General features: G+C 67.6%; 14 protein-coding genes. 11 read left to right on the top strand and 3 right to left on the bottom strand.

Features of this window, described 5'->3' with window-relative positions; genetic code table 11:
- The 6 genes from EV137_RS25385 to EV137_RS25360 all read left to right on the top strand — a co-directional run bounded on the left by EV137_RS25385 (position 1) and on the right by EV137_RS25360 (position 5,995).
- A complete protein-coding gene (locus EV137_RS25385) occupies positions 1-1,206 on the top strand; it encodes a type II secretion system F family protein (protein WP_134007071.1) in 1,206 nt (401 codons plus the stop codon).
- Complete coding sequence (locus EV137_RS25380) at positions 1,203-1,652, top strand: type IV pilus modification PilV family protein (protein ID WP_134007073.1); 450 nt, start codon at positions 1,203-1,205, stop codon at positions 1,650-1,652. The genes EV137_RS25385 and EV137_RS25380 overlap by 4 nt, the downstream gene beginning before the upstream one ends.
- On the top strand, positions 1,646-2,278 hold the full coding sequence (locus EV137_RS25375; protein WP_134131075.1) for a PulJ/GspJ family protein: 633 nt from the start codon (positions 1,646-1,648) through the stop codon (positions 2,276-2,278). Before EV137_RS25380 ends, EV137_RS25375 begins: the two co-directional genes overlap by 7 nt.
- On the top strand, positions 2,275-4,404 hold the full coding sequence (locus EV137_RS25370; protein WP_134131074.1) for a hypothetical protein: 2,130 nt from the start codon (positions 2,275-2,277) through the stop codon (positions 4,402-4,404). Before EV137_RS25375 ends, EV137_RS25370 begins: the two co-directional genes overlap by 4 nt.
- Positions 4,386-5,171: a prepilin peptidase gene (locus tag EV137_RS25365; RefSeq protein ID WP_202871151.1), complete on the top strand. Its 786-nt coding sequence runs from the start codon at positions 4,386-4,388 to the stop codon at positions 5,169-5,171. The genes EV137_RS25370 and EV137_RS25365 overlap by 19 nt, the downstream gene beginning before the upstream one ends.
- Before the next feature lie 158 nt (positions 5,172-5,329).
- A complete protein-coding gene (locus EV137_RS25360) occupies positions 5,330-5,995 on the top strand; it encodes a response regulator transcription factor (RefSeq protein WP_134131073.1) in 666 nt (221 codons plus the stop codon).
- On the opposite strand, the gene EV137_RS25355 is transcribed toward EV137_RS25360, so the two are convergent.
- A complete protein-coding gene (locus EV137_RS25355; protein WP_134131072.1) occupies positions 5,992-6,954 on the bottom strand; it encodes an NADP-dependent oxidoreductase in 963 nt (320 codons plus the stop codon). The genes EV137_RS25360 and EV137_RS25355 overlap by 4 nt on opposite strands.
- 103 nt (positions 6,955-7,057) lie before the next feature.
- On the opposite strand from EV137_RS25355, the gene EV137_RS25350 reads away from it, so the two are divergent.
- Together EV137_RS25350 and EV137_RS25345 are read left to right on the top strand one after the other, a co-directional pair.
- Positions 7,058-7,462: a winged helix-turn-helix transcriptional regulator gene (locus tag EV137_RS25350; protein ID WP_133785548.1), complete on the top strand. Its 405-nt coding sequence runs from the start codon at positions 7,058-7,060 to the stop codon at positions 7,460-7,462.
- Positions 7,459-8,082 (top strand): DUF2064 domain-containing protein, encoded by a 624-nt coding sequence (locus tag EV137_RS25345; RefSeq protein ID WP_134131071.1) that lies wholly within the window; start codon positions 7,459-7,461, stop codon positions 8,080-8,082. The genes EV137_RS25350 and EV137_RS25345 overlap by 4 nt, the downstream gene beginning before the upstream one ends.
- 482 nt (positions 8,083-8,564) lie before the next feature.
- Here the strand turns inward: EV137_RS25345 and EV137_RS25340 are convergent, their stop codons facing one another.
- Both EV137_RS25340 and EV137_RS25335 read right to left on the bottom strand, forming a co-directional pair.
- A complete protein-coding gene (locus EV137_RS25340; protein ID WP_134131070.1) occupies positions 8,565-9,107 on the bottom strand; it encodes an NUDIX hydrolase in 543 nt (180 codons plus the stop codon).
- A 299-nt stretch (positions 9,108-9,406) separates the two neighbouring features.
- A complete protein-coding gene (locus EV137_RS25335) occupies positions 9,407-10,717 on the bottom strand; it encodes a zinc-dependent metalloprotease (protein ID WP_134007087.1) in 1,311 nt (436 codons plus the stop codon).
- A 337-nt stretch (positions 10,718-11,054) separates the two neighbouring features.
- Between EV137_RS25335 and EV137_RS25330 the strand changes: the two genes are divergently transcribed.
- Genes EV137_RS25330 through EV137_RS25320 form a run of 3 tightly spaced genes read left to right on the top strand, consistent with a single transcriptional unit; the run spans position 11,055 to position 12,817 of the window.
- Entirely contained in the window at positions 11,055-11,480 is a 426-nt protein-coding gene (locus EV137_RS25330; protein WP_134131069.1) for a molybdenum cofactor biosynthesis protein MoaE, read from the top strand.
- A 30-nt stretch (positions 11,481-11,510) separates the two neighbouring features.
- Positions 11,511-11,783, top strand: a complete 273-nt coding sequence (locus tag EV137_RS25325) for a hypothetical protein (RefSeq protein ID WP_238175546.1) — start codon at positions 11,511-11,513, stop codon at positions 11,781-11,783.
- A complete protein-coding gene (locus EV137_RS25320; RefSeq protein WP_134007091.1) occupies positions 11,780-12,817 on the top strand; it encodes a YlbL family protein in 1,038 nt (345 codons plus the stop codon). The genes EV137_RS25325 and EV137_RS25320 overlap by 4 nt, the downstream gene beginning before the upstream one ends.
- Positions 12,818-12,842: the final 25 nt, after the last annotated feature.

Below are 12,842 nucleotides of genomic sequence, written 5' to 3'. Positions count from 1 at the left end.
ATGACCAGATTCGCGTACGTCGCGATCGCGCCGGACGGCCAGGTCGCGAAGGGCACCGCCAAGGCGGAGAGCCGTGAGGATGCGGAGCTCGCTCTCTACGAGCGCGAGCTGCGCGACATCCGGGTCACCGAGAAGCGCAGCCTCCTGCAGCTGGAGATCACCCCGCGCCGGGTGAAGCGCGAGGAGGTCATGCACCTGTCCCGCCAGCTGGGCGCGTTCATCAGGGCCGGCTTGCCGTTGATCGACGCCGTGCACTCGCTCGGCGAGGAGGCCGACAACGCGTCCGTACGCCGCATGATGGCCGAGGTCGAGCACGGGCTGCGCGGCGGCGAGAAGCTGTCGGACTGCTTCGACCGCCATCCCAAGATCTTCCCTGAGTACTACCGCGGCATCCTCCGCTCCGCGGAGCTGAGCGGTCAGCTGGACACGGTGCTCGGGCAACTGGCGAAGTACCTGGAACGCGACCTCGAGGCCCGTCGCAAGGTCAAGCAGGCCATGATCTACCCGTCGATCGTCGCCGTGATGTCGATGGTCACGGTGGTCGTACTGGCCGCGTTCGTCCTGCCCCGCTTCAAGGACTTCTTCGACAGCCTGCATGCAACACTGCCCCTGCCGACCCGGATGCTGCTCGCGATAACAGACTTCTTCACCGCATGGTGGTGGGCTGTCGGCGGTGGCGTCGCACTCTTCGCCCTGCTGATCCTCGGCGTGGTGCAGACCCACGGCGGCCGTTATGCGCGGGACAAGCTGTTCCTCGCTCTGCCTGTGCTGGGCAACACGATCCAGTTCGCACTCGTCGAACGGTTCTGCCGCATCCTGGCGTCGATGGTGGGCGCCGGAGTGCAGCTGCCCGAGGCCCTCCGGGTGGCCACCGGCTCTCTCCCGAATCTTGTCTTCCGGCGCTCCCTCGGCATAGCGAGTGAGGCCCTCCTGGAAGGAGAGGGTCTGGCCCGGCCCCTGGCCGCGACCAAGCTCTTTCCCAGGACGGCGGCCCAGATGATGCGGGTCGGCGAAGACACCGGAACGCTGGACACCCAGTTGGAAGTCACCGCCGAGTACTACGAGGGCGAGCTCGATTACAAGCTGAAGAAGCTGATCGGCCTGTTCGAGCCGCTCGTGATCGTTGTCATGGGCCTCATCGTGGGCTTCGTCGCGGTCGCGCTGGTCTCGGCGATGTACGGCATCTTCCGCCAGGTCCAGACATGACCAGCCCCCGCGGAGAGCAGGGCGAATCGCTGCTGGAGGTCCTGATCGCGGTCGCGATCATGGGCATCGCGGTGGTCGCCATCATGGCCGGCCTGGTGACCAGCGTGCTGGTCTCCGATGTCCATCGCAAACAATCGACCGCAGGCACCGCGGTCCGTGACTACGCCGAGGCGATCCAATCTGCGGTTGCTACAGGCAACTACCAGGCTTGCGGGACGAGCTCCTGGTACCAATCGCACTCCGGCTTCACCACTCCGGCGGGATTCACCCCGACGGTCGTGACCGGCTCGATGCGGTACTGGTCCGGCAGCGCATGGCAGTCGAGCTGCACCACGGATCTCGGGCTTCAGCAACTCACGGTCCAGGTGGCCAGTGACGACGGTCGGGCCACCGAGCGCGTGGACGTCGTACTGCGGAAGCCGTGCGGACTGGAGACGTCATGCTGACCCGCAGAACCCGCACCGAGGCCGGATTCACCCTGGTCGAACTGATGCTCGCGGTGGCGATCCTCGCAATCATCACGGTGCCGTTGGCCAACGTCGTCATCGGTGCCCTCCGGAACACCACCGACACCTCCGACCGGCTGGAACTGTCGCACGACGCCCAGATCAGTTCGTCGTACTTCGCTCGTGACGTCGCCGAGCTCGGCCTGCGGGACTGGGCCGCGATCAACGGAGACTCGGTGCCGTTCAGGCAATCGGTGCAGCTGAACGCGGCGTACAACGCCGGCGGATACACCTGCGGCTCGACGACCGCCGCACTGCGGTTGCTCTCGGACGCATGGAATCCAGCGGTATCGATGCAGGACGCCGCCACCAATGTCGTCGCGTACTACCTGAAACCGGTCGGTGCCGTGAGTGAGTTGCACCGGATCAAGTGCCTTGGTCCCGCGATCACCGGGACAGACGTCGTCCTCGCGCACAACGTAAAGCCCGGGAGTCTCGCTGTGACCTGTTCGAGTGACTGCGAGAGCACCGACGTACCGGACCAGGTGAAGGTGACGTTCCGGGTCACGCGGGCATCCGTCGGCGACTACCCGATCACCCTCAACGGTCAGCGGAGGCAGCAATGAGAGATCGCATCGCGCGCGCCCGCGCTCGCGGCGACGAAGGCGCTGCGCTCGTCCTGGCGCTGATCGTGATCACTGTGGTCGCGCTCAGCCTGACCGCGCTGCTCAACCTCTCGGACACCAGCGTGCGCACCACCGTCGGCCTGCGCGACCAGGTCGCCGACACCTATAACGCCGACGGCGCAATGCAGGCCGCGATCAACAACCTCCGCAACAGCACCTACAACCACAACGCCGGCCAACACTGCTTCGGCGCGAGCGACACTCTTCAGCTGAGTAGCTTCTACGGATCGAGCTCAGCCGCGGTCACCTGCACGGCCGACCCGAAGAAGGTGCTCATCCAGTGCCCGTCGCTCTCGCAGTGCAACCGGCCCGGCAATGCCATCCTCACCCTGGGCAAGATCTCCGGAGAGGACGGACTGAACATCCAGCAGCCGACCGGTTCCACCTTCCGGGTTCACGGCAACGTGTTCTCCAACTCCAACATCAACGTGGTGAACGGAGCGCTGAACACCAACGCCAACGCCTGGGCGCGTGGTAGCTGCGCGGGCACGATCCAGGCCGTTCCGGCGGCGGACTGCAACATCGGCGGAGCGAGCAATCCGCTCGGGGACGACCCGGGTTATCTGCCGGCGGCGTCGATAGCAGGCTTGCCGCACCGGACACTTCCGAGCTGTACGACGCCGAACTCGGTGATCCGCTTCGAGCCCGGGTACTACGACGACGCCAAGGGCCTGTCCGACATGATGAGCTCCAGCAGCTCGTGCAAGGGCAGTACGTTCTGGTTCCCGCCGGTGTACGACGGGAGCGGCAAGCCGGCGGCAACCGGCGTGTACTACTTCGACTTCCACAACAGCGGCGACAACGCCAACCCGTTGCTGAACTCCAACGGTGGCGACGTCTGGACCGTCGACAACGGTTACCTGGTCGCCGGTACGCCGGTCAATTCCGCAGGCGCGATCATCTCCACCCCGCCCGTGCGACCGACCATCCCGGGGTCGTGCGACAACCCGATCAACAACGGCAACGCGATCGGTGTGCAGTTCATCTTCGGCGGCGAGAGCCAACTGGCCGTCAGGGCCGCACAGGCCGAGCTCTGCGGGACGTACGACTCCAACGCAGCGCCGGTGGCTCTGTACGGGTTGTCGTCGGGATCGGAGACGCCGACGGCGTGGGCCGACGCAAGCGCACTCAAGCTCGACGCCGTGAGCAGGGCGGGCGGATTCGGCGTCACGGCGACCCCGTCGAGCTTGTCCGCCATCGACAACACTGGGTTCGCCACCTGGAAGAGCACGAGCAAGAACGACTCGACGGTCATGACTGTCGACGGCTTCGTCCCGCCGAGCGCGGTGCCGGCCGGATCGGTCCTGCAGTCCGCAGCGGTCAAGGTCGTTCATCGGCACAGCGATCCGGCCTCGACGGAGAAGTTCGATGTCACGCTGAAGGTCAAGCCTTCGAATCTGACCGTCGGTGATTCGATCACGATCCCGGCGAACAGCGGAGCCTTCCGCACGGACCTGATCCCGCTCGACGCTGCTCGCACCGGCGCGATCGCAGATGCCATTTACAAGGGGACTTTCAGCGGCGCGACGATCACCATGACGCCGAACCTCGCCAACCCGGCCAAAACCGATCTGCTGGACATCGACGCGCTGCAGTTGGAGCTGAAGTTCACGCCGCCGGCTTTCCGGGCCGGCAGCGGATGTGTCCGCACCGGGCCGTACACCGGAACCGGCAGTACGAGCTGTGCCCTGGTGTCGACACCGAACCAATCCGGCAACCAGTTCTACGTTCAGGGAACGACGTACACGCCGAAGGCCGCATTGGACATCACGCTCAACAACGCGGCTGAACAGGTGTTCCGGTTCGGGGTCGTCTCCAGGTCGTTGTGGATCAAGGAGACCGGCAGCTTCTCCTATGGCGGTGTGGTGATCGAAGTGCCTGACGACTCGCCCGGGTTTGTCTTCAGCTTGTACTTGTCGGCGTACATCTGCTCCGGTGCGGGACCGTGTTCGACCGGTGGGGCGCCGGTGCTGCGATCGAAGGTGGCCCTTGTGGACAGTAATCCGATGGCCCCCAGTCCAGGGCATCGGCAGGTGACTGTGCTCAGTTGGTCGAGGCCGGGATGATCGCGCTGTTCGCCGGGCTGCTCGGACTGGCCGTCGGGTCGTTCCTGAACGTGGTGATCTACCGGGTGCCGCGAGGCGAGTCGGTGGTGAATCCGCCGTCGCACTGCCCGCGGTGTGGCAGTCTCGTGCGTCCCAGGCACAACGTGCCCGTGATCGGGTGGATCATGTTGCGGGGGAGATGCGCGGACTGCCGGTTGCCGATCAGCGTGCGGTATCCGCTCGTCGAGCTCGCGACCGGCCTCCTGTTCAGCGCGATCGCCCTGCGACTCGACACGGTTGCCGCGCTTCCGGCGTACCTCTGGTTCACCGGAGCCGGTGTGGCGCTCGCGCTGATAGATCTCGACGTACGACGGTTACCGAACGCGATCGTGGCGCCGTCGTACCCGATTCTGCTGGCGCTGCTCGTCGGCGCCACCGCGTGGGACCACGACGGGCGGGCGCTGATACGGGCTGTGATCGGCGGGGCGGCGCTGTTCGGGTTCTACCTGCTCCTGGCGGTGGCGTACCCGGCGGGGATGGGCTGGGGTGACGTCAAGCTCTCCGGCCTCGTCGGCGCCGTACTGGCGTACCTCTCATGGCAGGCGTTGCTGGTCGGTGCCCTCGCGGCCTTCGTGCTCGGTGCGGCCGTCGGCCTTGTGGTGATGGGGATTGGGCGCGGTGGCCGGAAGACCGCGCTTCCGTTCGGGCCGTTCATGATTGCCGGCGTCCTGCTCGCCGTCTTCGCCGCGGGCCCGCTGTCCGCGTGGTACGAGGCGCTCCTCGCCTGATGCTGCCTGGCCTCCGCCACTTGGTTACGGAGCGTTTAGGTCGTTTAGATTAAAAGCACCCGTTTGAAGTGCGTAACAATCCGTTGAGCGTGCCCGATCATAGTTACAGCAGGTGATACTCGTCACGCTGTGCTGGGGAGTCAACGGGGGCATACATCATGGGCAAGCCGATCACGGTCGTAGTCATCGACGGCCACACATTGACCAGGTACGGACTGATCCGGCTGGTCAGCGCCGACTCCGAGATCAGCATCGTCGGTGAGTGCGGCCTCGCCGCAGAGGCGCCGGCCCAGATCGCGGCCGCGCTCCCTGATGTAGTTATCCTCGACGTGGTGCTGCCGGATGCTGACGGCCTTCGGCTCGCCCGTGAGTTGCGTGACCGGCATCCGGCACTGGGCATCGTCGTACTCACGTCGCACGACGAGGACGACGTCCTGTTCCGGGCCCTGGAGACCGGGGTGTCCGCGTTCGTGGGCAAGACCGCCCCGAACGCGGAAGTGCTCGGGGCGATCCGGCACGCTGCGGTGGCGGCCGCGTCCTTCACCGCGACCGGTCTCGCATCGGCTCTCGCCCGACGCGGGCAGGTTGCCCCGCGGCCGGTCACCACTCTTGCGCTCAGCCCGCGGGAGCAGGAAGTCCTGTCGTTGCTGGCCAGTGGGCACTCGGTGCCGGCGATCGCGGCCTCGATGTTTGTCAGTCTGTCGACGGCCAAGACGTACGTGTCCCGCCTCTACGACAAGCTCGGAGCGACGAACCGGGCCAACGCGATCATGGCCGGGCTGCGCCTCGGTCTGATCAAGTCCGAGCTGAGCGCTACCGCTTAGGGCACCAGCACCAGCCTGCCGCGCACACCGCCCCCAGCCAGGCGCTTGTAGGCGGCCGCGGCCTCCGTGAGCGGGTGAACGTCCGCGACGCGAGTCGAGAGCGGTCCTGCGTCGACCAGTCGCACCAGTTCCTCCAAGTCACTCCGATTCGCTTGCACGAAGAGCTGCTTCACGCTGATCCCTCGGAGGTGTGGTGGGCGCGGTCCTCCTTGTAGGTGCACATGGCGGCCGCCGTTGCGCACAGCCTCCTGGGCGCCGACACCGACGACCGCTGCGTCCACCAGGGCGTCGACGCCGCCCGGCGCTATCCGCCGTACCGCTGTAGCTAGGTCCTGCGACCGGTCCACGAAGTGTTCCGCGCCCATCAGCCGCACCAGTTCCTCGTCGTGCGCGCTGGCGGCAGCGATGACGGTCAGGCCGAGGTACTTCGCAATTTCTACTGCGTACCCGCCCACTCCTCCTGCGGCTCCGGTGACCAACAGCGTCTGACCTGGCTCAGGCTCGAGCGCCTTGATCGCCTGCAGCGCTGTCAGGCCGTTGAGCCCGAAGGTCGCGGCCTCGGTCAAGGCGAGTTTCCTCGGCACCGACGTCGCGGCTTCCTCGTCCAGGACTACGTACTCCGCATGAGTCTTGAGATCGCGCCCGAGCAGGTCCGCAACTCCGACCGCCGCGTCCCCGATGCGAAGCCGGCCTCCGCGCGTGGTTTTCCGGCCATCGTTCTGGGTCGGCCCGACGGCGTCCACGGTGCCGGCGACGTCCCAGCCGAGGCCGAACTGTTGCCTCGCGGCAGTCAGGCCGAACTCCACCGGCATCCCGGCACTGACCGCCAGATCGACGGGATTGACCGCGGCGGCGGCCACCTTGATCCGTACCTGCCCCGCGGCCGGCTCAGGTACGTCGGTCTCGATCAGTTCGATCGCATCCGGCCCGTCCAGCCGGCGGGCTACTAGTGCGCGCATATCGTTCTCTCCTCGTGGTGTCTGGGACTGCACCACTCTCGGAGAGCTACTCTCTCCTGGGAAGTACGCACTTCGGAGTGCGTTCCGTACGTCGAGGAGAGCCATGCCGACCCGCACCGCAGCACAGCTCCGCGAAGAGGCAGCGCGCGAGTACGACGCGTTCCTGGCGACCTGTCCTGCGCGGCAACTCCTCGACCGCATCAGCGACAAGTGGGTGACGCTCGTACTGACCGCCCTCGCGGACGGCCCGCAGCGCTACTCGGACCTGTCGCGCCGCATCGCCGGCGTCAGCCAGAAGATGCTGACGCAGACCCTCCGCTCCCTGGAACGCGACGGCCTCCTGACCCGCTCGGTCACGCCGTCCGTCCCTGTCCGCGTCGATTACGACCTCACACCACTGGGCCGCACCCTGATGCCACTCATCTCCGCCATCAAGTCGTGGGCCGAAGCCCACATGCCCGAAGTAGCCGCCGCCCGCAGCACCTACGACGCGAGCACCCCAGCATGACCGCTTCGGACGGGGCAGATCGTCGGGTGGTGGTGGTTGTCGTGCCGGCCGCTGGGACCTGGGCTCCGCCGGGCAGGGACTCCGAGGCGTGGCGGTTGGCGATGGCCGAGGACACGTACGAAGTGATCGCCGCGCTCGACCGGGTCGACGTCGCGGTCGCAGTCGCCGGTAACGAGAACGCTGTGGCCGAGGTGCGAGCACTGACCTGGCCCGGCACACCGACGTACGCCGTCGATCACGATCGGCCCGTCCTGCATGCGGTGGAACTCGCCGGCCCGGCCGCAGCAGTGGTCGCGGTGTCGCACGACGTACCGGACCTTCCCGGGCTGCTCATCGGCAAGCTGTTCCGCGCCTTGAGCAACGCCGACATCGCCGTCACGCCCGCCGAGGACGGCTCGCTGGCGGCCATCGGCGTGAAGCTCCCCGTCGCCGACTGGCTCGTCGAACTCGCCCCGACGTTCGACACTCCACTCGAACTCCTCGAGGCCCGCAAACCCCGCCGTCACGCCGTGGCGATCGGCCCTGGCTGGCACCGTCTGCGATCGAACGCTGACCTAGCGCGACTGGATCCCGGCCTCGAAGGCTGGGACGCCACGAGATCCATACTTCGTCACTCCTGAGCCGTCACCTTCTCCCCGCCCGCTCGTTCACCATGCAACGGGGAACGCAGGCAATACGGGGAAGCCCAAGTGATCGCCGATGCCGTTCAGGGGCGGCACCCGACGACGACCCGACCGCACCGGGGGGATGCGGTTCGGGCCTGCCATACAACGGGGATCGCACCACAACGGCGTGCCGCAGTCGGGGGACTGCGCACACCGGCAGCACCACGGGGACACGGGGACGCTGTATCACGGGGACGCGGTATCACGGGGAGTGCTGTACCTACGGGGATCATGGGGGACGCACGATCGCGGGGATCGCAGTACAACCAGGGGAAGGCACGGGGGTGCCTGAAACCGCTTTACCAGCAGGCGATCACGGGGGCAGTACAACGGGGACGTACAGGTGGTTGTTGCGGGGCTGAGGTGGGGAGTGCCCTGCTGTGGGGAGGTGGGCCGGCTGACTTGAGTCGGCCCACACGCCTGTGTTCCTCGGGCGGTCAGGTCTGCGGGATCTGGTGGTTGGCTCGGGTTGCGAGGCTCTGGACGCTGGTGTCGGTGTCAACCGGAAGGGCGTTCAGCGGGAACCACGCCAAGTCGTCCGACTCGTCGCTGACGACGTACTCCGTCGTTGTCGCGGTGACCAGGAACTGCACGTCGAGGTGGTACGCACCCGCGCAGCCGCCGGCCTGCAGTAGATGCCGGGAGAGCTGGAGCGGTTCACGGCTCACCGTCAGCCCCGGGAGCCCGGACTCCTCGGTCGCTTCGCGTAGGGCAGCGCCGCTCAGCGTGGTGTCGCCAAGCTCGCAGTGGCCGCCGAGTTGGAGCCATCGGCCGACTGTCTTGTGCAAGGTCAGCAAGGTGTTCTGACCCGTGCTGTCGACGACCAGCGCGCTGGCCGTCACATGCTCCGGTCGGCAGCTCCGCCACATCCCGTCCGGATGCGTCGCCAGGTGCCGCAGGTAGTGCGCCCGCAGCTCCTCCTGCTCCGCATCGGGCGCACGCCACCGCTCCAAGACCTCAACCGCATCCCCATGAAGCATTCCGCAAGTCTCCCCACCCCGACCCAATCACTCCCAGGCGGGGTACGACGACCACCCCAGTCGGGGGGTAGGACGACCACCCCGAGGCGGGGGTAGGACGACCACCCCGAGGCGGGGTAGGACGACCACCCCGAGGCGAGGGTACGACGACCACCCGGAGCCGGGGGGTAGGACGACGGCCCGAGGCGGGGGTAGGACGACGACCCAGAGGCGGGGGTAGGACGACCACACTCAGGTGAGGTCCGGCGACGGCTACTGGGTTGGGTTGTCGCCGCCTGCTCCGGGGGGGGTCGTCGTCCTTATTTGGTGGGGTTGTCGCCGTCGTCGTCCTCGGGCTTCTCGGACGTCTCTTCGTTGAGGAAGTCGCTGATGTCGATGTCCGAGAGTTCGCCGGCGTGCTGCGCGAAGCCGATCGGGTCGTCCAGGTCGCTGGTGCTCGGCATCAGATCCGGGTGGGACCACAGGCTGTCCCGGCCGTCGACACCGCGGGCGTCGCGGACGGCGGCCCACAGGTTCGCGGCGTCACGCAGGCGGCGCGGCCGCAACTGGAGACCGACGAGGGTCGCGAACGTCTGCTCGGCGGGACCACCGGCAGCACGACGACGCCGTACCGTCTCGGCGAGCTGCACCGCAGCGGGCATCCGGTCCTTCGTCGCCTCCCGTACGACGTCATCGACCCAGCCCTCGACCAGGGCCAGCGTGGTCTCGAGCCGGACGAGCGCCGCCTTCTGCTGCGCCGAGTCCTCGGGCTCGAACAAGCCGCCGGCGAGCGCCTCCTGCATGGCTTCCGGGTTTTGCGGGTCGATGTCGGCCATTGCCCGCTCGATCTTCCCGGTGTCGACCTCGATCCCGGCCGCGTAGTCGGCGACCGCAGCCAGCAGATGCTGGCGCAGCCACGGCACCCCGGCGTACAGCCGCTGGTGCGCGACCTCACGCAACGCGAGGTACAACCGGACGTCCTCGTCGGTCAGCCCGAGGCCGTCGGCGAACTTCGCCACGTTGTCCGGCAGCAGGATCGCCTGGCCGGTCGGACCCAGCGGAAGCCCGATGTCGGACGAGCTGACGACCTCGCCGGCAAGCTCACCGAGCCCCTGTCCGACCTGAGCCCCGAAGACCGAACCGCCCAACTGCCGCAGCATCCCCGCCATCGGACCGGCGAACTGCTGCGCCTCGGCGGGCAGCGCGTTGCCCATCGCGCCCGCGACGTGCTCCGCGACCGGATCGACGATCGTCTGCCAGACCGGGAGCGTGTTCTCGACCCACTCGGCGCGGCTCCAGGCCGCGGAGGTCGCGGACACCTCGGGGAGGGTGGTCGCGTCGTCCAGCCAGTGCTCGGCGAGGCGGACCGCGTCCGCGACCCGATCGCTGTCGGTGGACGTCATCGACCGGTCGCCGGCGGTGGAGACGGTCTTGCGGGCGATGTCCTTGGCCAGGTCCCAGTTCACCGGCTTGCCGTCGGTGGACCCGCTCAGCATCTGCTGGACCTGGGCGAAGATCGCGTTCAGGTCCGGGGCGCCGCCCGCGCCGGCCGCACCGGAGAACTGCTGGAACATGGCCTCGAACGGCGTTCCCTTGAACGGGTTGTCCGGGTTGTCCGGTTCGTCGCTCATCGGAGGGCCTTCCTGTGCGGGTGGGGCGTACAACTCCAACGTACTGGTTCCGTCCATCAGTTCCTCGCTGGGTGAACGCACAACCGTCCCTGTTCGCCCCAGACAGAGCCGAGCTCCGGTCCCGGGAGGTAGGTGAGGAAGGCAACAGTCTCTCCCGGTGTACGCCGTACCACGCACCGCAGCCCGGTACCCCGGGACGCGGAAAGGGAGGGGATGTGCTGGAGAGGGAGGGTGGGAGGGAGAATTGCGGTGCGGGGGATGGAATGGTGGGGGATGCAATGCTGTGGGATGCAACGCTGTGGTGTGAGCGTGGGGACCTGGCCGGAATGAGGAACGGATGAGCGACGCGATCAGACTGCTGGACATTCGCGGCACTGCGTTGTCCAGCGACGAGGTACTGGCGGCTGTCGCGGACCCGACGGCGGGCGGAACTGCGCTTTTCATCGGCACTGTGCGCAACCACGACCAGGACAAGCCGGTCGACCGCTTGAGCTACGAGGCGCATCCGGACGCGCTGGAGCACCTGCGAAAGGTTGCGCAGCGTATTTGTGACGACCCCGCGGTGACCGCCCTGGCCGCTGTGCACCGGACCGGGGACCTGGTGATCGGTGACGCCGCGGTGATCGTGGCGGTGGCGGCGTCGCACCGGGATGTGGCGTTCACCGCGTGCCGGCAGTTGATCGACGACCTCAAGGCCGAGGTCCCGATTTGGAAACACCAGCTCTTCACCGACGGTGGCAGCGAGTGGGTCGGCGCTCACTGACCCGTACGCTGGGCGCATGAAGGTGGCCGGATGAAGGTTTTGGCGTGGCTGGCGTTCCCGCTGGTCGCCACGCTGCTGGCGATGTGCTGGGCGGCGTGGCGCGGGTGGCGCAGCCGTGAGCGCCGCCGGTCCGGGGGCGCCTTCGCCTCGGTCGAGGACTTCCGCCGCTTCAACGCCGCGCTCGCCGCGCCAGGCCCACGGGCCACTCCGGAACGTCGCCGTGGCCTCGGTCGTCGTAACCATCAGCCGGTCTCTTCCGAGATCCGTAGCTCCGGCTCCAAGATCGCAGGGCAGGGTTCGTGACACGTCGTACCGCCACATTGGTCACCTCGATCGTCGTGCTTGTCGTCTCGCTGGGGCTGGTCACGGCGTTCCCGGTGCCGTTCGTCTCGTTCAGCCCCGGGCCGGTCAAGGACACCCTGGGATCGGCGAAGAACAAGCCGGTTGTCGAGATCACCGGCCACGAGACGTTCCCGACCACGGGCCAGCTCGACCTCACGACCGTCTCCGTGACCTCGCCCGACCGGCAGCTGACCCTGCCGCAGGCGATGCGGAACTGGCTCGACCCGCACCACGACCTGTTCCCGCGCGACATCATCTATCCGCCGGACCAGAGTGCCGACGAGGTCGAGCAGCAGAACACCGCGGAGATGACCGGCTCGCAGGACAGCGCGGTCGCCGCCGCGCTCCAGGCGGCGAAGGTTCCGTTCCACACGAAGGTCTCGACAGTCGCCGACAACTCGCCGGCGCAGGGCAAGCTGAAGCCGGGCGACATCGTGCTGGCCGTCGACGGCAAGACGGTGACGCAGGTCCCGCAGGTCGGCGAGTTCGTCCGTAGGCACAAGGTCGGCGACAACGTCGTGTTCCTGATCCGCCGCGGCACCGCCGAACAGACCGTCCAGCTGAAGACTGCCGCGACGCCCGGTGACGAGACCCGGCCGATGGTGGGGATCACGATCGGCGTCGACTCGCAGGTCAAGGTGACGGTCAACCTCGGTCAGGACATCGGCGGCCCCAGTGCGGGCACCGCGTTCGCGCTGGCCATCTACGACAAGCTGACCCCGGGCGCGCTGCTGAACGGGAAGCACGTCGCCGGAACCGGGACGATCGACGCGCTCGGCCAGGTCGGTGCGATCGGCGGTATCCAGCAGAAGATCGCCGGCGCCAGGAACGACGGCGCGACGGTGTTCCTGGTCCCGGCGCCGAACTGCGCGGCCGCACTGCACGCGGACGTGAAGGGCATCCAGCTGGTGAAGATCAGCACGCTGACCGACGCCATCAGCGCCCTGCAGGCGGTCTCGGACGGCAAGGGAGATGTCCCGTCGTGCAGCCAATGAGCGACAAGTACGTACCGGTGAGCCG

Source organism: Kribbella pratensis (assembly GCF_004366075.1).
Taxonomy (GTDB): domain Bacteria; phylum Actinomycetota; class Actinomycetes; order Propionibacteriales; family Kribbellaceae; genus Kribbella; species Kribbella pratensis.
Note: the sequence above shows the minus strand (reverse complement) of the source record. Positions and strands in the feature narration are given on the sequence as shown.